The following is a 21,683-nucleotide window of genomic DNA, read 5'->3' as shown; positions in this document are numbered from 1 at the left end:
TTCCGGTTGTGCCGTCCGGTCAGCCACGCCTTGCGGCTGCCCGCAGCGAGGGATAGAAGGGATGCAGGGCCGGACTCCGCAACGAGGGTCCGGCCGGACCCGAAAACGGGCCAAACCCAGAATCGGGCAAAACCGAAAAACCGGAAGGGTTAGAGACCATGAGCATCCAGGTTGGCGATACCATTCCGTCCGTCACGCTGAAGTGGCTGACCGACAACGGCATGCAGGAAGTCACGACGGACGAGCTGTTCAAGGGCAAGAAGGTCGTCCTGTTCTCGGTCCCCGGCGCCTTCACCCCGACCTGCTCCGCCAAGCATCTACCGGGCTTCGTCCAACAGGCCGACGCACTGAAGGCGAAGGGCGTCGACTGCATCATCTGCCTGGCGGTCAACGATCCGTTCGTGATGCGCGCCTGGGGTGAAAAGGGCGCTGTCGGCGACAAGGTTGCGATGCTGCCGGACGGCAACGCCACCTTCACCACTGCCCTTGGCCTGACCATGGACGGTTCCGGCTACGGCCTCGGCACCCGCGGCCAGCGTTTCGCCCTGGTGGCGGAAGACGGCAAGGTCACGCACGTCGCTGTCGAAGCCCCCGGCAAGTTCGAGGTGTCTTCGGCCGAAGCGGTGCTGGAAAAGCTTTGAGTGTGCGTTGCCCTCTCCCAAGCCGGGAGAGGGCAACCTTCATCCCCGCGCCCGCACGTCGGCGACACCGCGCCGGGCCAGTTCGTCGGCGCGTTCGTTCTCGGGATGGCCGGCGTGGCCGCGGACCCAGTGGAACTCGATCTGGTGCTGGCGCTTCGCCTCTTCCAGGCGCTGCCACAGGTCGACATTCTTCACCGGCTTCCGGTCGGCGGTCACCCAGCCCTTGGCCTTCCAGCCATGGATCCACTTGGTGATACCGTTCTTGACATATTCGCTGTCGGTGAAGAGGCGGACGGTCACCGGCTTCTTCAGGGCCTCCAGCGCCATGATGGCGGCCATCAGCTCCATGCGGTTGTTGGTGGTCGCCGGCTCTCCGCCATAAAGTTCCTTTTCCACCTCGCCATAGCGCAGGATGGCGCCCCAGCCGCCGGGGCCTGGGTTGCCGCTGCAGGCACCGTCGGTGAAGATGTCGACGGTCTTGCGGCCGGCATCGGTCGGGCTGGGCTCGTCGGTCATTGCCCGCCCGTCCTGGAGTCGTCGAGGTCCGAATCGTCAAGGAAATAGTCGCCCAGGCCGCGGACCGACTGGTGGAAACGCAGCTTGCGCAGATATTCCAGCGGATCCTTCGGCCGCACGAAGGCGCCCGGCGGATGGTTCAGCCAGTCATACAGGCGGGTAAGCAGGAAGCGCACGGCGCTGCCGCGACAGAGCCAGGGCAGGGCGTCCAGTTCTTCGCGGGACAGTGACCGGACCTTGCGGTAGTTCGACAGCAGCAGCCGCGCCTTGGTGGCATTGAACGAGCCGTCGATCTCGAAGCACCAGGCGTTGATGCAGATCGCCACGTCGTAGATGAAGAAGTCATTGCAGGCGAAATAGAAGTCGATCAGGCCGGACAGGCTGTCGCCGCGGAAGAACACATTGTCCGGGAACAGGTCGGCATGGATGACGCCCGCCGGCAGGCCGACCGGCCAGTTGGCCTCCAACGCCGCCAGTTCCGTTTCCAGCGTCGCGCGCAGGCCGGGCGCCACCTCATCGGCACGCTCGGCGGATTTGGCGAACAGGTCCTTCCAGCCCGGCAGGGCCAGGGCGTTCGGCCGTTCCATGCGGAAGTCGCCGACCGCCAGATGCAGGCGGGCCAGAGCCTCGCCCAGCTGGGCGCAATGCTGCGGCATGATCCGGCGCGGCCACATGCCGGCAAGGAAGGTGACGATCACCGCCGGACGGCCGCACAGCTCGCGCAGGGCCACGCCGTCGCGTCCCGCCACCGGCAGCGGGCAGGCGATGCCCTTGTCCGCCAGATGCTCCATCAGGCCAAGGAAGAAGGGCAGATCCTCCTTCCGCGTGCGCTTCTCATAGAGCGTCAGGATGTAGGGTCCGCGTTCGGTCACCAAAAGGAAGTTGGAATTCTCCACCCCCTCCGCGATGCCCTTGCACGACAGCACCGCGCCCAGATCGTACTGGGCGGCGAAGGTGCTGAGATCCTCGTCGGTGACTTCGGTGTATACGGCCATGATGTCCAGCGCCTTACCGGGTTTCCGGCCTGCGGTCAATTTCGGGAGTGATCGGCTCGTAATATTCCGGGCCGAAGCCGGCCAGCTGCCGGCTGGCGGTGTTGAAGGGACGCTTCAACCCGCCGCGGAAATGACGCCCCACCAGATCCTGCCAGAGAGTGACCGGCTCAGCCCCGCGCTCGGCGCAGAGATGGACGAACCAGCGGCGGCCGGCGGCGACGTGGCCGATCTCCTCGTCATGGATGATCTGGAGCAGGTCGGCGCTCTCGCCGTCGCCGAAATCACGCAGACGGCGCACGGTCTCCGGCGTCACGTCCAGGCCGCGCGCCTCCAGCACCATCGGCACCACCGCCAGCCGGGCGGCGAGGTCGTGAGCGGTCTCCGTCGCCGCCTGCCACAGCCCATCATGGGCCGGCAGGTCGCCGTAGCTGGAGCCCAGAGCGTTCAGCCGGGTCTCCAGCATCTGGAAATGCCGCGCTTCGTCATCGGCGACCTGGATCCAGTCATCGGTGAAGCCCTTCGGAAGACCGAGAGGCGCGAATCGGGCGACGATGTCCCAGGCGAGGTCGATGGCGTTCAGTTCGATGTGCGCCAGCGCATGCAGCAGGGCGATGCGGTTCTGGGCGCTGCCGCCACGCCCGCGCTTGGGCATGTCGCGGGGCAGCTTCAGTTCCGGCCGGTCGGGACGGGCAGGGCGGTCGGGCGGGGGTTTCGGCACGTCGGGCGACAGAAGACCGTCGCGCCACGCGGCGGCGTGAAGGCGGGTCAGGCGCACTTTCTCCAGCGGCACCGCGGTGGTCAGCACCGCGGTCGCCGCGTCACCCAGGCACGATACGGACGCGGTCATTTCCAGCCGTAGGCGACGAAGTGGGGGTTCAGGATGTCGTCCTTGCCATAGACCAGCGGCGAGCCGTCCGGCTGCTCCACCCGGCCGCCGGCGCCGATCAGCACGGCATGCCCGGCAGCGGTGTCCCACTCGCTGGTCGGTCCAAAGCGCGGGTAGAGGTCGGCCTTGCCGCTCGCCACCGTGCAGAACTTCAGTGAACTGCCGCAGGACACACGGTCCTTGACCGCATAGCTGCCGAGGAAATCCTCCAGCACCGAGCCGCTGCCGTGGGAGCGGCTGGCGACGACGGTCAGCCCGTCGGCCGGCGGATTGCGGACGGCGATGGGATGGTCGTGCCGCCCTTCCGCGCAATGGACGGCGGTGCCGGGACCGGCCGCCGCGTACATGTCGCCGGTCGCGGGGGCATAGACGACGCCCAGCACCGGTGCACCATTCTCGATCAGTGCGATGTTGACCGTGAATTCACCGTTGCGGGAGATGAACTCCTTCGTGCCGTCGAGCGGATCGACCAGCCAGAAGCGGCCGCCGGAGATATCGGGCTTGTGGCCCGCGGCCATCGCCTCTTCCGCAACCACCGGGACGCCGGGCAGCAGATGGTGCAGCGCCGGGACGATCACCGCTTCCGCCGCCTGATCGGCCTGCGTCACCGGGCTGCCGTCGACTTTGGTGGCGACGTCGATGCCGTCGTTGTAGAAGCGCAGGATGACCTGACCGGCCTCGTGGGCGATCGTGCGGACCGTCGGCAGCAGGCTCGCCACAGCGGCATCGGGCATGGGGTGCTCTCCCTATGGTATGAAGAGTCAGCATACCGTGCCCGATGGCGGGCCGGAAGCTCTTGAACGGGTGCGGAACGGAGAAGGCGGATGACGGCCGGGTTACAGCCGGAGGGTGAGCGGGTGGAGGGCGGCGGCGCATCGGCCGTATGGCGTGCTATGACCGCAGCCGATCTCAACCGGATTCTTGCCATCGCGGACATCGTGCATCCGGCCTACCCAGAGGAGCGCAGTGTTTTCGAGGAGAGGCTGGCGCTCTACCCTGCCGGCTGCCGTGTGGCGGAATGCCGCGGCAAAGTCATCGGTTACGGCGTCATGCATCCGGGCAGGATGGGCGTTCCGCCGCCGCTCGACACGCCGCTGGGCGGCCTGCCGGCCAATGCCGACTGCCTCTATCTGCATGACATCGCCCTGCTGCCGGACTCCCGCGGCACAGGTCTTGGGACTGCGGTGCTGGGCTATGCGCATGGGCTGGCGGCGCGGGAGGGCTGGCGATGGCTGGCGCTGACCTCGACCCCGACGGCGCGGAGCTACTGGGACCGGGTCGGCTTCACGCCCTATCTGGACGGCGGGCCGGCGCTGGAGGCCAAGCTGGCGAGCTATGGCGGGGGGATGAGCTACATGACCGCGCCAGTGCGGGCTCAGGCCGCCAGCATCGTCAGTTCCGGATTGGTCACCACCGCTTCAAAGGCCGGCTTGGCGAACAGGTAGCCCTGCATCAGGTTCACACCCAGATCGCGCAGAGTCTTGGCTTCCTCGGCCGTCTCGATCCCTTCGGCGATGGGAGTGATGCCGAGATCCTCGCAAACCAGCAGGATGGCCTTGACGATGCTGCGCCGTGCCCGCTCGGTGTCGATGTTGCGGGTCAGTTCCATGTCCAGCTTGATGATGTCGGGCTGGAATTCGGCCAGCAGGTTCAATCCGGAATAGCCGGAGCCGAAATCGTCGATGGCGGTCAGGAAGCCCTGGCGCTTGTACTCGTTGAAGATGCTTTTCAGGTGGTCGTGGTCCACCACCCGCTCGTTCTCCGTCACCTCGAAGATGATGCGGTCGGTGGGAAATCCGGTGCGACCGGCGGCGGCCAGCGTCGCGCGGATGCAGGCCTCCGCCTTGTAGACGGCGTTCGGCAGGAAGTTGATCGACAGGCGGGCGCCGTTCATCGGCAGGGATGAAGCCAGTTCGATGGCCTTGATGCGGCAGGACTGGTCGAAGGCATAGCGGGTGGCGTCGGTAACCTGACCCAAAACCCAGCCGGCTCCTTGGCCCTGCGTCCCGCGCACCAGGGCCTCATGCGCCCAGACGCCGCCGTTGGCGACATCGACGATCGGCTGGAATGCCATCGTGAAGTCCAGTTCGAGACGGTCCGCACATTGACCGCCGCATCCACCGTCGCCAAACGCCATCGCCATACCCCCGTCAGATCAAGAAGCTCCACCTTTAGGTAATCGATATTGCCATGGATTTCATCCGCCGGAGGTGTGGCAAGAGCCACACCTTCCGACTAGGACTTTCCCTTATTCCGCGGCCATCCGGGTTTCGGCATTGCGAATCGCCAACCACACCGCTTCCGGCGTCGCCGGCATGTCGATGTGGGTGATGCCGAGATCGGACAGCGCATCGACCACCGCGTTGATGATGGCTGGTGGTGCGCCGATCGCTCCGGCTTCGCCGGCACCCTTCATGCCAAGCATGTTGGTGGTGCTGGGCACGCTGTTCAGCTTCACCTCGATCGGCGGCATGTCGACCGCGCGCGGCATCTGATAGTCCATGAATGAGCCGGACAGCAGCTGGCCGCTGTCGGGATCGAACACGACCCGCTCCTGCAAGGCTTGGCCCAGACCCTGGGCGACGCCGCCATGGATCTGGCCGATCACAAGCATGGGGTTGATAACGGTGCCGAAATCGTCGACGACGCTGTAGCGCAGCACCTCGACGATCCCGGTGGCGGGGTCTATCTCCACCTCCGCGATATGGCAGCCGTTGGGGAAGGTGCTGGCCGGCGGGGTCCAGCGCGCCATCTCGGAGAAGGCGACGCCGCCGTCCGTCGCCGCCTTGGCAGCGACCTCCTTCAGCGACACCGAGCGGTCGGTACCGACGATGGTGAAGCGGCCATCGGTGAACTCGACATCCACCTCGGCTGTCTCCAGCAGGTCGGCGGCGACGCTGGTCGCTGCCTTCACCACCTTGGCTGCTCCCTCCGCCAATGCCGAACCACCGACCGGGACGGAGCGGGAACCGCCGGTGCCGGAGCCCCAACTGACGCGGTCGGTGTCGCCCTGCACCACCTCGACATCTTCAGGCGGAACGCCCAGCCGGTCGGCGAGGATCTGCTTGTAGGCGGTCTCGTGGCCCTGGCCGTTGGTCTGGGTACCGATCATCAGCACCACCTTGCCGTCACCGTTTACCTGGACGGTCGCCTGCTCCGGCCCGCCGCCCGAGCAGGCCTCGATGTAGGTGGCGAGGCCGGCGCCACGCAGCTTGCCGCGGGCCTTCGCCTCGGCCTTGCGGGCAGGCAGTCCTGCCATGTCGGCGAGAATCAGGCCGTCCTCCAGATTCTGGACGAATTCGCCGGTGTCATAGACCTGCCCCATCGGCGTGGCGTAGGGCATGGCGCTGGCCGGGATGAAGTTGCGCCGCCGGATCTCCGCCGGGCCGAGGCCGGTCACCCGGCCGGCATGGTCGATCAGCCGTTCCAGCAGATAGGCCGCTTCCGGCCGGCCGGCGCCGCGATAGGCGTCCACCGGCTGGGTGTTGGTGAAGACGCCCTTCACCCGGACATAGACGGCAGGCGTCCTGTAGGAGCCGACCAGCATCGCCGACCCGGCATCGGTCGGGATGAAGGGACCGTAGTTGGAGAGGTACGCGCCAAGATTGGCGACGGTGTCGACCCGCAGGCCCAGGAAATGCCCGTCGGCATCCAGCGCCAGCCGCGCCCTGCTGACATGGTCGCGGCCATGGTCGTCGCTGATGAAGCCCTCGATGCGATCGGCCGCCCACTTCACCGCGCGGTTCAGCCGGCGGGCGGCAAACAGGCAGGCGACATATTCCGGATAGTTGAACAGCTTCATGCCGAAGCCGCCGCCGACATCGGTGGTCAGCACGCGGATGCGCGAGTCCGGTTCGTTCAGGATCTTGGCGAACTGCTTCTGCAGGCCGTGAACGCCCTGGCTGGTGACGTAGATCAGAAGTCGGCCGGGACCGCCGTCGGCACCCGATTCCACACCGGCGACGCAGGCGCGGCCTTCCATCGGGTTGGCGACGACACGGTTGTTGACCAGTTCCAGTTCGACGACGCGATGGGCACCTGCCAGCGCGGCCTCCACCGCGGCCTCGTCACCGGTGTCCCAGTCGAAACAGAGGTTGTTCGGCGCCTCGTCCCACACCAGCGGACGGCCGGGCTCCAGCGCCTCCAGCGTTCCGGTGACGGGTTGGCGGTCCTCGTAATCGACCATCACCAGTTCGGCCGCCTCGCGGGCGGCCTCCAGCGTTTCCGCCACCACCATGGCGACCGGATCGCCGACATGGCGGGCGAAGCCGCGGGCCAGCGCCGGGCGCGGCGTCTGGACGTAGTTGGAGCCGTCGCGCTGCTTCAGCGCCGCCTGGCAGGGAATCATGCCGATCCTCTCGGCGTCGAGGTCTGCGATGGTGTAGACGGCCAGCACGCCGGGCTGGGCCAGCGCGTCCGACGCATCGATGGCGCCGATGGCGGCGAAGGCGTGGGGCGAGCGGACGAAGGCCGCATAGGCCTGGCCGGGAAGAGACACGTCGTCGGTGTAGCGGCCGCCGCCGGTCAGCAACCGGGCGTCTTCGGTGCGCGGAACCGCCTGTCCGATGCCGAACTTCATGGGTTAACTCCCGCCTTCCGGTTCGATGCGATTGTTGTGCATGGCGAAGATAGGCCGGCTTAAGCGTCAGGGAAACCCCGACGGGTGGCATGGGTGACGGTTGTCCGCTGCAAGGATTGTTGGCCGAACGCACCGAAGTCGGGGAATGCGGCTGGCGCATGGGGTCGGCAAGGACCATATTGCACGACATGTGTGGACGCATGCTTCTCACCACCCCGATCAACGAGATCGAGCGCGCGTTCGGCGTTCGGGAGCGGCCGAACCTGATGCCGCGGTGGAACGTCGCGCCGACCCAGGAGATCCCCGTCATCCGCCGCGAGGAGGACGGCCGCCATCTGGCGATGGTCCGATGGGGGCTGGTGCCGCCCTGGGCTGACGATCCGGCGATCGGCGGACGGATGATCAACGCGCGCGGTGAATCGGTTGCCGACAAGCCCGCCTTCCGCGATGCCTTCCGCAGGCGCCGTTGCCTGATCCCGCTCGACGGCTTCTATGAATGGACCAGTGTCGGAGAGGGGGCGAAGCCGCGCAAGCAGGGCCACGTCATCCGCCGCCGCGACCGCGGCCTGTTCGCGCTGGCCGGACTGTGGGAGCGCTGGCGCGGGCCGAAGGGGGCGCCGCCGCTCGACCCGCCGCTGGAGACGGCGACGGTGGTGACGACGGCGACCAACGCCACGCTCTCCTTCCTGCATGACCGCATGCCGGTGGTGCTCGACCCCGCCGATTGGGACACGTGGCTGGATCCGGCGCCCCCTCTGCCGGTGGTCGAGCGGCTGATCCGCTCCGCGCCGGAGGAGTGGCTGGACGTGGTTCCGGTCGGGCCGAAGGTAAACAGCGTCCGCAACGACGACAGTTCCTGCCTCGATCCGCCGCAGGAGATCGAGGCGACCAAGGCGAAAGACAGGGGCGATGACCAGCCGAGCCTGTTCTGAAACCAAGCTGAGGGTGGTTCCAGTCCTTGCGGCGCTCATCCTTGCCGCCCCGACCGCCGCGGCCCTGGCGCAGACCAACCAGTCCGCCAAGAGCCGCGGCCCGATCGTCAATACCCCGGACCAGACCATCAAGGGTTCCGCCATGGCGGTGGAGGGGGACCTGCTGACCGTCAACGGCACGGCGGTGCGGCTGATGGGCATCGACGCGCCGGATCCGGGGCAGAAGTGCAAGAACCGCTACGGGCACGAACTGGACTGCTTCAAGATCGCCACTGCCGTGCTGGCAAACATGGTGAAGGGCGAGGAGGTGACCTGCACCGTGACGGAACAGGACCGCACCGGCGAGAAGAAGGGCGAGTGCCGGGTGCGCGGCGTCGATCTGGGCGCTGCGATGGTCGCGCGCGGCTGGGCGTTTCAATATGCCAGCCTGTCGCCGGCCTACCAGAAGAGCGAGGCCTATGCCCAGAGCAAGCGGCTGGGGCTGTGGGCCGGGCAGGTGGAGAAGCCCTGGCAATGGCGCAGCCGGCAGATCCGTCAGACCGCGAAATGAACCCCTGTTGCCACCCGGCTGGTCGCCAGCGTCCGGCACCCCCATTTCCCATTCGACCGGCCCGCCGGGCGTGGTAGGATTCGGCAAAGACGACGTACGGTTTTCGGAGCCCGCAGCCCGGCATGATCCGGTGGGCTGTTGCATTTCCCCGCTGGACGGTTCGAGAGGCGCGATTCAAGAGCGGCAACTCCCATCGGGGAGCGGAGTCACGGGTATGCTGGTCTACGAATGTGAACTGTTCGAGGTGGTTCCGGTCCTGCGCCGCTACGCGCGGGCATTGACCGGTGCCACCGACCGTGGCGACGCGCTGGTGACCCGCTGTGTCGAGGCGGCGGCGATGGCGCCCTCACGCTTCGGCTTGGACCGTGGCGGCGATGGCGCCCGTCTGTCGCTCTATGCCCTGCTCAATCTGCTGTTCGACCGGCTGGAGGAATTCGGCACGCCCGGCCGGCCGCTGCCGTCACCCCATCCCATCGAGCGGGCGCTCGCCGAACTGCCAGAACCGGACCGCCGGCTGTATCTGCTGACGGCGCTGGAGGGACTGACGCTGCCGCAGGCGGCGAAGGTGCTGCAATTGCGCGTGGGGGAGGCGATAGAGCGGCTGAAGGCCGCCCGGACCCGCGTGCGTGGCGCCATGGTACAGCGGGTGATGGTGGTGGAGGACAATGCCCTGCTGGCGATGGAGCTGGGTGCTCTGGTCGCCGAGATGGGTCATGTCGTCTGCGGCACCGCCGGCAACGAGTCGGAGGCGCTGGCCCTGCTGAAGGCGGAGAAGCCGACACTCGCGCTGCTGGATGTACGCCTGGCCGACGGCGGCAGCGGGATCGAGATCGCGCGGCGGCTGAGGCGGGTGCGCGATCTGCGCACCATCTTCGTCACCGCCTTCGACGACGACATTCTGGCCCGCGATGCCCGCCATCTGGGGCAGATCGTTCGCAAGCCCTTCACCAACGCCGGCATCCAGGCCGCCATCTCGCGTGCCATCTTCATGCCGCAGCCGGTGGCGCTGGTCTGACGCTCTCCATTCGGCATGAGAAAGGGACCGCCGGTGGTCCGGGGTCCCTTCTCATTTCCGGCTTTCTGGCCGGCGTGTCTCTGAACCGCGCTTACACCGTCGTGCGGCGGCCGACGATCATACGGTAGATGGCCAGGATGATGATTGCGCCGACGATGGCACCGATGAAGCCCGCACCCTCGCCCGGCCGGTACCAACCGACGGCAGCCCCCAGATAGGTGGCCACGAAGGCGCCGGCGATGCCCAGCAGGGTGGTGATGATGAAGCCACCCGGATCGCGACCCGGCATCAGGAACTTGGCGACGATGCCGGCGAGAAAGCCGATGATGATCGTCCAGAGAATGCCCATGGTGATTTCCCTTCCGTTGCGGGACCGTCTTCCCATGCCCAATAACGGGCAAAGAGGGATTTGGTTCTCAGTTCCGGAGGATCTTTTGGGCGAATGTATCTTTCGGATCGTCGCTCTTGCGGTGCAGCGGACCCACCCGGCAGAAACGAAAGCGGCCCCGCAGCCTCCCGAAGGAATGCGAGCGGGGCCGTGGCGTTTCCGGCGGAACCTGTGCCTGATGCAGTGCCGTTAGCGCAGGGCGCGGATGTTCGCGGCATACTGCTCCGGACCGCCGGTGAAGGTGGCGGTGCCGGCCACCAGCACGTCGGCGCCGGCCTCGATCGCCAGACGCGCGGTCTCCGGGTTGATGCCGCCGTCCACCTCAAGGTCGATCTGCTTGCCCAGCGCATCGATGCGGGCGCGCAGGTCGCGGATCTTCGGAAGTTGGCTCTTGATGAAGCTCTGGCCGCCGAAGCCGGGATTCACCGTCATCACCAGGACGAGGTCGATGTCCTCCAGCACATGCTGGATCGCATCCACCGGCGTCGCCGGGTTCAGCGACACGCCGGCCTTCTTGCCCAGCGACTTGATCAGCTGGATGGTCCGGTGCAGATGCGGTCCGGCTTCCGGATGGACGGTGATGATGTCGGCACCGGCCTTGGCGAAATCGGGAATGAACAGGTCAACAGGCGAGATCATCAGGTGGACGTCGAAGACCTTGGCGGAATGCGGACGCAGCGCCTTCACCACACCCGGCCCGATGGTCAGGTTGGGCACGAAATGGCCGTCCATCACATCGATGTGGATGTAGTCGGCGCCGGCGGCATCGACCGCGCGGACCTCCTCGCCCAGCCGGGCGAAATCGGCGGAGAGAATCGAGGGGGAAATCTTAACGGCGCGCATGGGGCTTTCCTGGTGCGGGAGGGGCAAGGGAGCAGGTTTGGAACCGGTCCGAATCGCTGCACTTCCTATCACGGGCCTGTGAGCCAAGTCATGACATGATGTGAACGCCCGACAGGCGTGGAGACTGTGGTTTCAGCGTCAGCCAGGCCGTTTGCGCTTTACCGCAATTGCGAAGCGCTGTATCCGTTTGAATATAGGTAAAGCGTCGAACTTGGCAGGAGATGGCTATGGTTGGGATGCGTGAGGCTTTGGGTGGCGACCGGTTCAGGGCTACGGTGTCGGCGGCCATTCTGGCCGTCGGGCTGACACTCGCGGCACCGGCGGCAATGGCCCAGGATGTGTTGGTTCTTGCGGCGGCCTCCACCAAGAACGCGGTGGAAAAGCTGGCATCCCAGTTCAAGGCGAAGACCGGGAGTTCCGTAACCTCTTCTTTCGCCGCCTCGTCGGCGCTGGCCAAGCAGATCGAGAATGGTGCGCCGGCCGACATCTTCATTTCTGCCGATCTTGACTGGATGGACTATCTTCAGCAGCGCAACCTGATCCAGACCGCCAGCCGGGTGAATCTGCTGGGCAACGAACTGGTGGTGGTGGTGCCGAAGGGCTCGACGCTGAAGCCGGACTTGTCGAAGGGCGGCAAGCTGGCGGACCAGTTGGGTGATGGCCGGCTCGCCACCGGCGACCCGTCGAACGTTCCGGTCGGGAAGTACGCCAAGGCGGCGCTGGAGAAGCTGGGCCAGTGGACGGCGGTCGAACCGAAGCTGGCGCGGGCCGACAGCGTGCGCGCCGCCCTGGTGCTGGTCAGCCGCGGCGAGGTGCCGGTCGGTATCGTCTATCGCACCGATGCCGCCGTCGATCCGGGGGTGGAGGTCGCCGCGGCCTTCCCGCCCGACAGCTATCCGCCGATCACCTATCCGGCGGCGCAGGTGGCATCGTCGAAGAACCCGGCCGCCGCAGCCTTCCTCGACTTCATGAAGTCGCCGGATGGCATGACGGTATGGAAGGAATTCGGCTTCGTTCCGGCGCCCAAAGCACCGTAAGCTCCGCTGCATGGATATCCTGACGCCGATGGAGACCACCGCGTTGCTGCTGAGCCTGCGTGTCGCGGGTGTCGCCATCGCGCTGGGATTGCCGGCCGCCGTGCTCGCCGCCTGGGTGCTCGGCCGTTATTCCTTCCCGGGCAAGACGCTGCTCGATGGGCTTGTCCATCTGCCGCTGGTCCTGCCGCCTGTGGTCACCGGCTACATCCTGCTGGTGACGATGGGCACCAAGGGGGTGGTCGGCGGCTGGCTCTACCAGACCTTCGGGATCAAGCTGATCTTCACGGCGGAAGGAGCGTCCCTGGCCGTGGCGGTGACCTCCTTTCCGCTGATGGTGCGGGCGATCCGCCTGTCGGTCGAGGCCATCGACGGCGGGTTGGAGGCGGCGGCGCGCACACTGGGCGCCGGGCCGGTCGACCGCTTCTTCTCCATACTGCTGCCGCTGATGGCGCCTGGACTGCTGTCCGGTGCCATCGTCGCCTTCGCCGCGGCGATGGGCGAGTTCGGGGCGGTCATCACCTTCGTGTCCAACATCCCCGGCAAGACCCAGACCCTGCCGCTGGCGATCTATGCCGCGACGCAGGAACCGGGCGGCGATGCCGTGGCGGCGCGGTTGGCGGCGATCTCCTTCGCCGTGGCGCTGCTGGCGCTGATGCTGTCGGAAGTCCTGGCGAACCGGGTCCGCCGCCTGATCGGGCAGGTCTGACCATGCTGGACCTGCAAATCCGCCAGAGACTTGGCGCCTTCACGCTCGACATCGCCTTCACCGCCGAAGAGCGCGGAGTGACGGCGCTGTTCGGCCGCTCCGGTTCGGGCAAGACGTCGGTCATCAACGCGATCGCCGGACTGACGCGGCCCGACGAGGGGCATATCCGCGTCGGCGACACCGTGTTCTTCGACAGTGCGCGGCGCATCGACGTGGCGGTGGAGAAGCGGCGCGTCGGTTATGTGTTCCAGGACTCGCGCCTGTTTCCGCACATGACCGTCCGCAGCAATCTGGAGTACGGCCTGCGCCGCGTTCCCGTTTCGGAACGGCGCATCGCTCTCCCTCCGGTGGTGGACCTGCTGGGGCTCGGTCATCTGCTGGACCGGCGGCCACGCGGCCTGTCAGGTGGCGAGAAGCAGCGGGTCGCCTTCGGACGTGCCCTGCTGGCGCAACCGCGCCTGCTGCTGATGGACGAACCGATGGCCTCGCTCGACGCTGCCCGCAAGGCGGAGATCATGCCGTACATCGAGCGGCTGCGCGACGAGATGAACATACCCATCGTCCTGGTCAGCCACGCACTGGACGAGGTGGTGCGGCTTGCCACCACCATGGTGCTGATCGCGGAGGGCAGCGTGCGGGCGGCCGGCCCGGTCGGGACGGTGATGGGGCGGCTGGATCTGTCGGCCGTCACCGGTGCCCAGGATGCCGGTGCCGTACTCGACCTGACGGTCGAGCGTCATGTTCCGGAGGATGGGCTGTCGGTGCTGGCCTTCGACGGCGGACGGCTGACCGTGCCGCAGATCGACCGCGCGCCCGGTACCGCGGTGCGGCTGCACATCCACGCCCGCGACGTGATCGTCGCCCTGCATCCGCTGGCCGGCGTCAGTCTGCGCAACGCGCTGACCGCCAAAGTGGTGGAGGTGGCGGAAGCCGGACCGTCCTCCGCCGATGTGCGGCTGGCGGTGGGTGGGGCGTTCCTGATCGCGCGCATCACCCGTGCGGCTGTGCGCGAACTCGAACTGGCGCCCGGACGCGAGGTGGTGGCGCTGGTCAAGGGCATCGCCTTCGAGCCGGAGACCAGCGGTGTAGCATCCGACCGGCGCGGTCGGGTGGTGGACGTTTGAACGGGCGGCCCCTCGCCACTGTTCGGGGAGGGGCCGGTTTGCATCCGTTATTGGCCGCCAGACGGAGTTGCCGACCCGCCGGTGCTGGCGCCACCGCCCGCCGATCCACCGGCAGTCGAGCCGCCGGGCAGGGTGCGGGTGGCGCCGCTGGTCTCGTTCATGGAGTTGCCGGAGGTGCCGCCCTGAACGGGAACGCCGGTCGAGGGCGGCGGGACGGTGGTGGAGCCGCTGCTCGACCCGCTGCTGGTGGTCGGGTTGGTCTGGTTTGCCGCGTTGGAGTTCTGGGCGTTGTGATCATCGCAGGCGGTCAGCCCCAGAAGCAGGGCGGGCAGGGCCACGATCAGAAACTTGCTGCGCATGAGTGTTGCTCCTCAGCCAGTGGGCGGCGCCATCGGCGAGACCTGTTGTACGAGTACGAAACAGACTCGGTAGGGAACCGGCGACGCCGTACGCGTCCAAACACGCCACCGCCGGTTTCATTCCATCCACCTTGGTACTATGCCGGGTGGGTGTCTGTGCCGATGAGCGGGTTTACGGCCGGTGGTTCCGTTCCAGTGACTGGCAGGAACTTAACGGGAACACCCTGGCGACTTGTGGCTTGGGCGTGACGGATACCCATTACTGGGTTGCGCAAAGAACACGAACCTTTTGCGACTTGCCTGTTCCATCTTTTTCGTTTGACCGGTGGAAAGTCGCTGTGATTCCATCGTTCCACCATGACGATGATCGCCGATTTCACCGACACGCTCGCCCGCGCCGCCAAAAGCGCGCTCCGCCAAGCCATCATGCCGGCGCTGTGCGCCTGCGTGGTCGCCTACTTCGCCTACTATGCGGTCCATGGCGACCGCGGGCTGGTGGCGATGAAGCAGATCCAGGGGGAGATCGCCCAGGCCGAAGGGGTCCTCAACCAGCTCCGCACCGAGCGGGAGGATATGGAGCGCCGCGCCCAGCTGCTGCGCGGCGACGGGTTGGACCGCGACATGCTGGAGGAGCGGGCGCGGCTGATGCTGAATTTTTCAAATCCGCGCGACGTCATCGTGAAGCTGCCCAAGCTGGCCGACCAGGAAGGGGTCAACCAGCAGAAGTAAGGGGAAATCAGCTGATTAACCGAATCGCGGTTAATCTAAAATAGCGCTGCAAAAACAGACGTTTGCGCGTATCATCAAGCTCGTGTACTGTGCGCGCCATATTCGCTTCCGGTGCGGGCTCTCGCATGCCCGCAACGCGCGGCGGCAGGGGATTTAAAAGACCTTGCCGCTTGAACCCTGGGGAGGAATCATGGCCGCGTCCCGACGCCGTTCCACCAAGGCGCAGACCGACACCGCGCCCGTTCAAGCCGTCTCTTCCGAAGAGCTTCTTCATTACTACCGCGAGATGCTGCTGATCCGCCGCTTTGAGGAAAAGGCGGGCCAGCTGTACGGCATGGGCCTGATCGGCGGCTTCTGCCATCTTTACATCGGCCAGGAAGCCGTCGTCGTCGGCGTGCAGGCCGCCCTGAAAGAGGGCGACGACGTCATCACCAGCTACCGCGACCACGGCCACATGCTGGCCTGCGGCATGGAAGCCAAGGGCGTGATGGCCGAGCTGACCGGCCGCATTGGGGGCTACTCCAAGGGCAAGGGCGGCTCGATGCACATGTTCAGCCGCGAGAAGAACTTCTACGGCGGCCACGGCATCGTCGGCGGGCAGGTCCCGCTCGGCACCGGCCTGGCCTTCTCGCACAAGTACCTCAATGACGGCGGCGTCTCCGCGGTCTATTGCGGCGACGGCGCCATCAACCAGGGCCAGGTGTACGAGAGCTTCAACATGGCGGCTCTCTGGAAGCTGCCGGTGCTGTTCGTCATCGAGAACAACAAGTACGCCATGGGCACCTCGCAGGAGCGCGCCTCGGCCGGCGAACTGCACCAGCGCGGCGCCGCCTACGGCATCCCCGGCTATCAGGTCAACGGGATGGACGTGCTCGAGGTGAAGGCCGCCGCCGACAAGTGGGTGAACTACATCCGCGAAGGCAACGGCCCGGTCATCCTGGAGATGAAGACCTACCGCTACCGCGGCCACTCCATGTCCGATCCGGCCAAGTACCGGACGAAGGAGGAGGTCGAGAAGATGCGGTCGGAATCCGATCCCATCGACCAGCTGAAGTCCAAGCTGCTGGGCGGCGGCCTCGTCGACGAGGACAAGCTGAAGGAGATCGATCGCGAGGTGAAGGCGATCGTCACCGAATCGGCCGAGTTCGCGCAGCAGAGCCCCGAGCCCGATCCGTCGGAACTGTGGACCGACATCCTGGTCGAGACTTGATCGTCGAATCCACCGTCTGGTCCTGACGTCAACGAAAAGCAGGAGCGGCGCCAGAGGGACGGGTTGCCCCCATCATGGGAGTCGCAACCGGTTTCCCCGCGCCGCCGGAGGTTGAGGAATGCCGATCGAAGTGCTGATGCCGGCCCTGTCGCCCACCATGACCGAGGGCAAGCTGGCGAAATGGGTCAAGAAGGAAGGCGATACGGTGAAGTCCGGCGATATTCTCGCCGAGATCGAGACCGACAAGGCCACCATGGAAGTCGAAGCGGTCGATGAAGGCCGCGTCGGCAAGATCCTGGTGCCGGAAGGCACCGACAATGTCGCGGTGAACACCCCCATCGCCATCCTGCTGGAAGAGGGCGAGGACGAGAGTGCGCTGTCCAAGGGCGGCAACGCCCCGACCGCCGCCGCTCCTGCCAACCCGGTTCCGGCGCCCGTCGTCGAAGCCGCCCCGGCTCCGGCCCCGACCGTGCCGGCCGCCCCGGTTTCGGTTCCGGATTCGGACGAGGACAAGTTCTTCGCCAAGACGGTGAAGAAGACGGTCCGCGAAGCGCTGCGCGACGCGATGGCCGAGGAAATGCGCCGTGACGAGAAGGTCTTCGTCATGGGCGAGGAGGTCGCGCAGTACCAGGGCGCCTACAAGGTGACCCAGGGTCTGCTGCAGGAGTTCGGCGAGCGTCGCGTCATCGACACGCCCATCACCGAGATCGGCTTCGCCGGTCTGGGCGTCGGCGCCTCCTTCAAGGGGCTGAAGCCGATCGTCGAGTTCATGACCTTCAACTTCGCCATGCAGGCGATCGACCACATCATCAACTCCGCCGCCAAGACGCTGTACATGTCGGGCGGCCAGATGGGCAGCCCGATCGTCTTCCGCGGCCCGAACGGCGCGGCCGCCCGCGTGGCGGCCCAGCATTCGCAGTGCTATGCCTCGTGGTATGCGCATTGCCCGGGCCTGAAGGTCGTCTCGCCCTGGTCGGCGGCCGACGCCAAGGGCCTGCTGAAGGCGGCGATCCGCGATCCGAACCCGGTGGTCTTCCTGGAGAACGAGATTCTCTACGGCCAGAGCTTCGAGGTTCCGGAGGACGAGGAGTTCGTCCTGCCGATCGGCAAGGCCAAGATCGAGCGTCAGGGCAAGGACGTGACGATCACCGCCTTCTCGATCATGGTCGGCCATGCCCTGGCCGCCGCCGAGGAGCTGGCGAAGGAAGGCATCGACGCGGAGGTCATCAACCTGCGCACGATCCGTCCGCTCGACACCGCCACCATCGTCAACAGCGTCAAGAAGACCAACCGCCTCGTTTCCGTCGAGGAAGGCTGGCCCTTCGCCGGCATCGGTTCGGAAATGTGCGCGCTGATGATGGAGCAGGCCTTCGACTATCTCGACGCGCCGGTGGCCCGCGTGGCCGGCCTGGACGTGCCGATGCCCTACGCCGCCAACCTGGAAAAGCTGGCGCTGCCGCAGGTCGCCGACATCGTCAAGGCCGCCAAGCAAGCCTGCTACCGTTGAGAGGAGGGCTGATAGGATGACCGTTCAGATTCTGATGCCCGCCCTCTCGCCCACGATGACCGAGGGCAACCTCGCCAAGTGGCTGAAGAAGGAAGGCGATACGGTGAAGTCCGGCGATATTCTCGCCGAGATCGAGACCGACAAGGCCACCATGGAAGTCGAGGCGGTCGATGAAGGCCGCATCGGCAAGATCCTGATCCCGGCCGGCAGCCAGGGCGTCGCGGTGAACACCCCGATCGCCATCCTGCTGGAAGAGGGCGAGGACGAGAGCGCGCTGGCGTCCGCCGGCTCCGCTCCGGCTCCGGCGGCCGCCGCTCCGGCCGCTGCCCCGGCCCCCACGTCCGCTCCGGCCGCCGCTGCTCCGGCTCCGGTGGCCCCGGCCGCCGCTCCGGCGGCGGGTGGTGCCCGCGTGTTCGCCAGCCCGCTGGCGCGCCGCATCGCCGAGCAGTCCGGTGTCGACCTGAAGACCGTGAAGGGCACCGGCCCGCACGGCCGCATCGTCAAGGCCGACGTCGAGGCAGCCAAGGCCGCCGGTCCCGCCAAGGCTGCTGCCGCTCCGGCCGCTGCCCCGGCTCCGACCGCCGCTGCTCCGGCTCCCGCGGCGGCTCCGGCCCCGGCGAAGGCCGAGGGTGTTGATGCCAAGGCGCTCGCCGACAAGCTGGGCATGGCCTACACCGCCGTGCCGAACAGCGGCATGCGCAAGACCATCGCCAAGCGTCTGGGCGAGGTGAAGCGCACGGTTCCCGACTACTTCCTGACGGTGGATGTCGAGATCGATGCGCTGATGAAGGTCCGTGCCGAGCTGAACGGCCGCTCCGACGCCTACAAGCTGTCGGTGAACGACTTCATCATCCGCGCCGTGGCGCTGGCGCTGAAGAAGGTCCCGGCACTGAACGCCGCCTGGACCGACGAGGCGATGCTGCAATTCCAGCACGCCGACATCTCGGTTGCCGTCGCCACCCCGACCGGGCTGATCACCCCGATCGTCAAGAAGGCGGAAACCAAGGGTCTGGCCGACATCTCCAACGAGATGAAGGTGCTGGCCAAGAAGGCGCGCGACAATGCGCTGAAGCCGGAAGAGTATCAGGGCGGCACGATCTCCATCTCCAACTTGGGCATGATGGGGATCAAGCAGTTCCAGGCGATCATCAACCCGCCGCAGGCCTGCATCCTGGCGGTCGGCGCCAGCGAGCAGCGCCCGGTGGTCAAGGACGGCGCCCTGGCCATCGCCACGGTGATGAGCCTGACCGGCACCTTCGATCACCGCGTGGCCGATGGCGCCGTCGGTGCGGAATTCCTTGGAGCGGTGAAGAAGCTGCTCGAGGATCCGCTCTCGATGCTGCTCTGACGGTTAGAGGACCGGTTCCATGTCGAAAGCCCTTGCCCCGCTCCGCGCCGAAATCGACGCCATCGACGACGAGATCGTCGCCTTGCTGGGCAAGCGCCTGTCCGTCGTCCACCGCGTCGCAGCGGTGAAGATGACGGAAAACCTGCCGGCCGTCCTACCCGACCGCGTCGAAGCGGTCAAACGGCGGGCGGCCGAGGCGGGCAAGGCCTACGGCCTGGATCCGGACTTCATGGCCACCCTGTACCAGACGATCATCGACGAGGCGTGCCGGGTCGAGGAAGGCATCTTTGCCGCCGGCCGCGAGGATGCGCCTCGCTCCTGAATGGGGAGAACACCCTTGGCCGACATCAATTACGACGTCATCGTCATCGGCGGCGGACCGGGCGGTTACGTGGCGGCGATCCGCGCCGCGCAGCTGGGCCTGCACACCGCGGTCATCGAGCGTGAAAACCTGGGCGGCATCTGCCTGAACTGGGGCTGCATCCCGACCAAGGCGCTGCTGCGCTCGGCCGAGGTGCTGCATCTCGCCAAGCATGCCGCCGACTATGGTCTGGTCATCCAGAACCCGTCCTTCGACCTGGACAAGGTCGTCGCCCGCTCGCGCAAGGTCGCGGGCCAGCTGAATGGCGGTGTCAAGCACCTGCTGAAGAAGAACAAGGTCGCGGTGATCGAAGGCTCCGCCAAGCTGCTCGGCAAGGGGCAGGTTGCGGTTTCCAAGGGCGAGGCCCCGGTCGGCACCTTCGGCGCCAAGCACATCATCATCGCCACCGGCGCCCGTGCCCGCACACTGCCGGGCCTGGAGGATGACGGCAAGCTGGTCTGGACCTATCGCAAGGCGATGACTCCGGACAGCATGCCGAAGTCGCTGCTGGTCATCGGCTCCGGCGCCATCGGCATCGAATTCGCCAGCTTCTACAACGCCCTGGGCGCCAAGGTCACCGTGGTCGAGGTGATGGACCGCATCCTTCCGGTGGAGGATGAGGAAATCTCGGCAATGGCCCGGAAAGCCTTTGAAAAGCAGGGCATGCGCATCATCACCGGCGGCAAGGCCGGCAACCTGCGCAAGGCCGCCGACAGCGTGACCGTGGCCGTCGAGGCCGGCGGCAAGACCGAGGACATCACGGTCGACCGCGTCATCGTCGCCGTCGGCATCAGCCCGAACACGGAGGGCCTCGGCCTGGAGAACACCAAGGTCAAGACCGACCGCGGCCACATCCAGACCAACCCGATGTGCGAGACGGACGAGCCGGGTGTGTACGCCATCGGCGACGTGACCGGCGCCCCCTGGCTCGCCCACAAGGCCAGCCACGAGGGCGTGATCGTGGCCGAGCACATCGCCGGCAAGCATCCGCATGCGCTGAATGTCCGCAACATCCCGGGCTGCACCTATTCGCACCCGCAGATCGCGTCGGTCGGCCTGACGGAGAAGAAGGCGAAGGAAGCCGGCTACGAGATCAAGGTCGGCCGCTTCCCCTTCGTCGGCAATGGCAAGGCCATCGCACTCGGCGAGCCGGAAGGCCTGATCAAGACCATCTTCGACGCCAAGACCGGCGAGATGCTGGGCGCCCACATGATCGGCGCGGAAGTGACCGAGCTGATCCAGGGCTACGGCATCGCCAAATCGTCGGAGCTGACCGAGGCTGAACTGATGCACACGGTGTTCCCGCACCCGACCCTGTCGGAAATGATGCATGAGTCGGTCCTTGATGCCTATGGCCGGGCGATCCACTTTTAATTAGGATTTTCCGCCAGGGATTTCCGAGGTGTCGTTTCTCCCAACCGGACGGAGCCATGGACCGCAGCAGTGCCGCGTATGACGAGGATTTCTACGCCTGGACCCAAGCCCAGGCGCAGGAGCTTCGCCGTGCCGGCGCCGAACGGAACAATGCCCCGGTCGACTGGGAGAACGTCGCCGAGGAGATCGAGAGCATGGGCCGCAGCCAGAAATCCGAGATCGACAGCCGCCTCGGCATTCTGCTGGTCCATATTCTGAAGTGGATGTTCTGTTCCGATCTGCGGGAACGTTGCGAGCGCGGCTGGCGCCTTACCGTCCGGGAGCAGCGGAAGAAACTGATCCGCGAGATCAAGGACAGCCCCAGCCTCCGGCCATACATTGCCGACATCTTCGCCGAGGTTTACTCGGATGCCCGCTTGCGGGCCGCCGTCGAGGCGGATGCCCCTGACGGCCATTTCCCGGTCGAGTCGCCTTTCACACTTGACCAGGCGCTCGATCCGGCCTATCCGGCCGAGCTGTTTCCGCCGGAATGGCGGGTTTGACATCCTCATCGCACCTATTGTCGGGGCCGGGGCATCGCGTC

General features: G+C 66.5%; 24 protein-coding genes. 15 read left to right on the top strand and 9 right to left on the bottom strand.

Annotation, left to right across the window (positions count from 1 at the left end; translation table 11 throughout):
• The first annotated feature begins 158 nt into the window (after positions 1-158).
• On the top strand, positions 159-641 hold the full coding sequence (locus E6C72_RS10865; protein WP_109085502.1) for a peroxiredoxin: 483 nt from the start codon (positions 159-161) through the stop codon (positions 639-641).
• 39 nt (positions 642-680) lie between these two features.
• On the opposite strand, the gene rnhA is transcribed toward E6C72_RS10865, so the two are convergent.
• Genes rnhA through cysQ form a run of 4 tightly spaced genes read right to left on the bottom strand, consistent with a single transcriptional unit; the run spans position 681 to position 3,772 of the window.
• The gene (gene rnhA, locus E6C72_RS10860; protein ID WP_109085501.1) at positions 681-1,157 is read right to left on the bottom strand and encodes a ribonuclease HI; all 477 of its coding nucleotides are present in this window, start codon (positions 1,155-1,157) and stop codon (positions 681-683) included.
• Complete coding sequence (locus E6C72_RS10855) at positions 1,154-2,152, bottom strand: homoserine kinase (protein WP_109085500.1); 999 nt, start codon at positions 2,150-2,152, stop codon at positions 1,154-1,156. Before E6C72_RS10855 ends, rnhA begins: the two co-directional genes overlap by 4 nt.
• Positions 2,153-2,165: 13 nt before the next feature.
• A complete protein-coding gene (locus E6C72_RS10850; protein ID WP_109085499.1) occupies positions 2,166-2,999 on the bottom strand; it encodes a ferritin-like domain-containing protein in 834 nt (277 codons plus the stop codon).
• On the bottom strand, positions 2,996-3,772 hold the full coding sequence (gene cysQ / locus E6C72_RS10845; RefSeq protein WP_109085498.1) for a 3'(2'),5'-bisphosphate nucleotidase CysQ: 777 nt from the start codon (positions 3,770-3,772) through the stop codon (positions 2,996-2,998). Before cysQ ends, E6C72_RS10850 begins: the two co-directional genes overlap by 4 nt.
• 90 nt (positions 3,773-3,862) lie before the next feature.
• Between cysQ and E6C72_RS10840 the strand changes: the two genes are divergently transcribed.
• Positions 3,863-4,483, top strand: a complete 621-nt coding sequence (locus E6C72_RS10840) for a GNAT family N-acetyltransferase (RefSeq protein ID WP_109085497.1) — start codon at positions 3,863-3,865, stop codon at positions 4,481-4,483.
• On the opposite strand, the gene E6C72_RS10835 is transcribed toward E6C72_RS10840, so the two are convergent.
• Together E6C72_RS10835 and E6C72_RS10830 are read right to left on the bottom strand one after the other, a co-directional pair.
• On the bottom strand, positions 4,414-5,112 hold the full coding sequence (locus E6C72_RS10835; RefSeq protein WP_247875665.1) for an EAL domain-containing protein: 699 nt from the start codon (positions 5,110-5,112) through the stop codon (positions 4,414-4,416). The two genes, E6C72_RS10840 and E6C72_RS10835, sit on opposite strands and share 70 nt — an antisense overlap.
• 174 nt (positions 5,113-5,286) lie before the next feature.
• A complete protein-coding gene (locus tag E6C72_RS10830) occupies positions 5,287-7,617 on the bottom strand; it encodes a xanthine dehydrogenase family protein molybdopterin-binding subunit (RefSeq protein ID WP_109085495.1) in 2,331 nt (776 codons plus the stop codon).
• 200 nt (positions 7,618-7,817) lie between these two features.
• Between E6C72_RS10830 and E6C72_RS10825 the strand changes: the two genes are divergently transcribed.
• The 3 genes from E6C72_RS10825 (at position 7,818) to E6C72_RS10815 (ending at position 10,114) form a co-directional block, all read left to right on the top strand.
• On the top strand, positions 7,818-8,549 hold the full coding sequence (locus E6C72_RS10825) for an SOS response-associated peptidase (RefSeq protein WP_247875664.1): 732 nt from the start codon (positions 7,818-7,820) through the stop codon (positions 8,547-8,549).
• On the top strand, positions 8,527-9,099 hold the full coding sequence (locus E6C72_RS10820; protein WP_109085493.1) for a thermonuclease family protein: 573 nt from the start codon (positions 8,527-8,529) through the stop codon (positions 9,097-9,099). Before E6C72_RS10825 ends, E6C72_RS10820 begins: the two co-directional genes overlap by 23 nt.
• A gap of 214 nt (positions 9,100-9,313) precedes the next feature.
• Positions 9,314-10,114: a PhyR family response regulator anti-anti-sigma factor gene (locus E6C72_RS10815; RefSeq protein WP_109085492.1), complete on the top strand. Its 801-nt coding sequence runs from the start codon at positions 9,314-9,316 to the stop codon at positions 10,112-10,114.
• Between the two features lie 91 nt (positions 10,115-10,205).
• Here E6C72_RS10815 and E6C72_RS10810 read toward each other — a convergent pair whose 3' ends face one another.
• Together E6C72_RS10810 and rpe are read right to left on the bottom strand one after the other, a co-directional pair.
• Positions 10,206-10,463, bottom strand: a complete 258-nt coding sequence (locus tag E6C72_RS10810; RefSeq protein WP_109085491.1) for a GlsB/YeaQ/YmgE family stress response membrane protein — start codon at positions 10,461-10,463, stop codon at positions 10,206-10,208.
• Between the two features lie 228 nt (positions 10,464-10,691).
• On the bottom strand, positions 10,692-11,345 hold the full coding sequence (gene rpe / locus E6C72_RS10805; RefSeq protein WP_085089452.1) for a ribulose-phosphate 3-epimerase: 654 nt from the start codon (positions 11,343-11,345) through the stop codon (positions 10,692-10,694).
• A 227-nt stretch (positions 11,346-11,572) separates the two neighbouring features.
• Between rpe and modA the strand changes: the two genes are divergently transcribed.
• From modA to modC, 3 genes are read left to right on the top strand one after another with little or no spacing between them, the layout of a single operon-like run.
• Positions 11,573-12,382: a molybdate ABC transporter substrate-binding protein gene (gene modA, locus E6C72_RS10800; protein ID WP_109085490.1), complete on the top strand. Its 810-nt coding sequence runs from the start codon at positions 11,573-11,575 to the stop codon at positions 12,380-12,382.
• 10 nt (positions 12,383-12,392) lie between these two features.
• Entirely contained in the window at positions 12,393-13,088 is a 696-nt protein-coding gene (gene modB, locus E6C72_RS10795) for a molybdate ABC transporter permease subunit (protein ID WP_109085489.1), read from the top strand.
• Between the two features lie 2 nt (positions 13,089-13,090).
• Positions 13,091-14,212, top strand: a complete 1,122-nt coding sequence (modC, locus tag E6C72_RS10790; protein WP_109085488.1) for a molybdenum ABC transporter ATP-binding protein — start codon at positions 13,091-13,093, stop codon at positions 14,210-14,212.
• A 47-nt stretch (positions 14,213-14,259) separates the two neighbouring features.
• On the opposite strand, the gene E6C72_RS10785 is transcribed toward modC, so the two are convergent.
• Entirely contained in the window at positions 14,260-14,571 is a 312-nt protein-coding gene (locus E6C72_RS10785; protein WP_109085487.1) for a hypothetical protein, read from the bottom strand.
• Positions 14,572-14,928: 357 nt separating this feature from the next.
• On the opposite strand from E6C72_RS10785, the gene E6C72_RS10780 reads away from it, so the two are divergent.
• The 7 genes from E6C72_RS10780 to E6C72_RS10750 all read left to right on the top strand — a co-directional run bounded on the left by E6C72_RS10780 (position 14,929) and on the right by E6C72_RS10750 (position 21,642).
• Positions 14,929-15,300: a septum formation initiator family protein gene (locus E6C72_RS10780; protein ID WP_199228730.1), complete on the top strand. Its 372-nt coding sequence runs from the start codon at positions 14,929-14,931 to the stop codon at positions 15,298-15,300.
• 190 nt (positions 15,301-15,490) lie between these two features.
• Positions 15,491-16,510, top strand: a complete 1,020-nt coding sequence (pdhA, locus tag E6C72_RS10775; RefSeq protein WP_109085486.1) for a pyruvate dehydrogenase (acetyl-transferring) E1 component subunit alpha — start codon at positions 15,491-15,493, stop codon at positions 16,508-16,510.
• A gap of 118 nt (positions 16,511-16,628) precedes the next feature.
• Positions 16,629-18,017, top strand: coding sequence for a pyruvate dehydrogenase complex E1 component subunit beta (locus tag E6C72_RS10770; RefSeq protein ID WP_109085485.1), 1,389 nt, complete (start codon positions 16,629-16,631; stop codon positions 18,015-18,017).
• 16 nt (positions 18,018-18,033) lie between these two features.
• A complete protein-coding gene (locus tag E6C72_RS10765) occupies positions 18,034-19,365 on the top strand; it encodes a pyruvate dehydrogenase complex dihydrolipoamide acetyltransferase (protein ID WP_109085484.1) in 1,332 nt (443 codons plus the stop codon).
• A 19-nt stretch (positions 19,366-19,384) separates the two neighbouring features.
• Positions 19,385-19,687: a chorismate mutase gene (locus E6C72_RS10760; protein WP_109085483.1), complete on the top strand. Its 303-nt coding sequence runs from the start codon at positions 19,385-19,387 to the stop codon at positions 19,685-19,687.
• 15 nt (positions 19,688-19,702) lie between these two features.
• Positions 19,703-21,100 carry a dihydrolipoyl dehydrogenase gene (gene lpdA, locus E6C72_RS10755; protein WP_109085482.1) on the top strand — a complete coding sequence of 466 codons (1,398 nt, stop codon included), beginning with the start codon at positions 19,703-19,705 and terminating at the stop codon, positions 21,098-21,100.
• A 56-nt stretch (positions 21,101-21,156) separates the two neighbouring features.
• Positions 21,157-21,642, top strand: a complete 486-nt coding sequence (locus E6C72_RS10750; RefSeq protein ID WP_109085481.1) for a DUF29 domain-containing protein — start codon at positions 21,157-21,159, stop codon at positions 21,640-21,642.
• The last annotated feature ends 41 nt before the right edge of the window (positions 21,643-21,683 follow it).

Source organism: Azospirillum sp. TSH100, from assembly GCF_004923295.1.
Lineage (GTDB): Bacteria > Pseudomonadota > Alphaproteobacteria > Azospirillales > Azospirillaceae > Azospirillum.
This window is presented reverse-complemented; position numbering and strand designations above follow the sequence as displayed.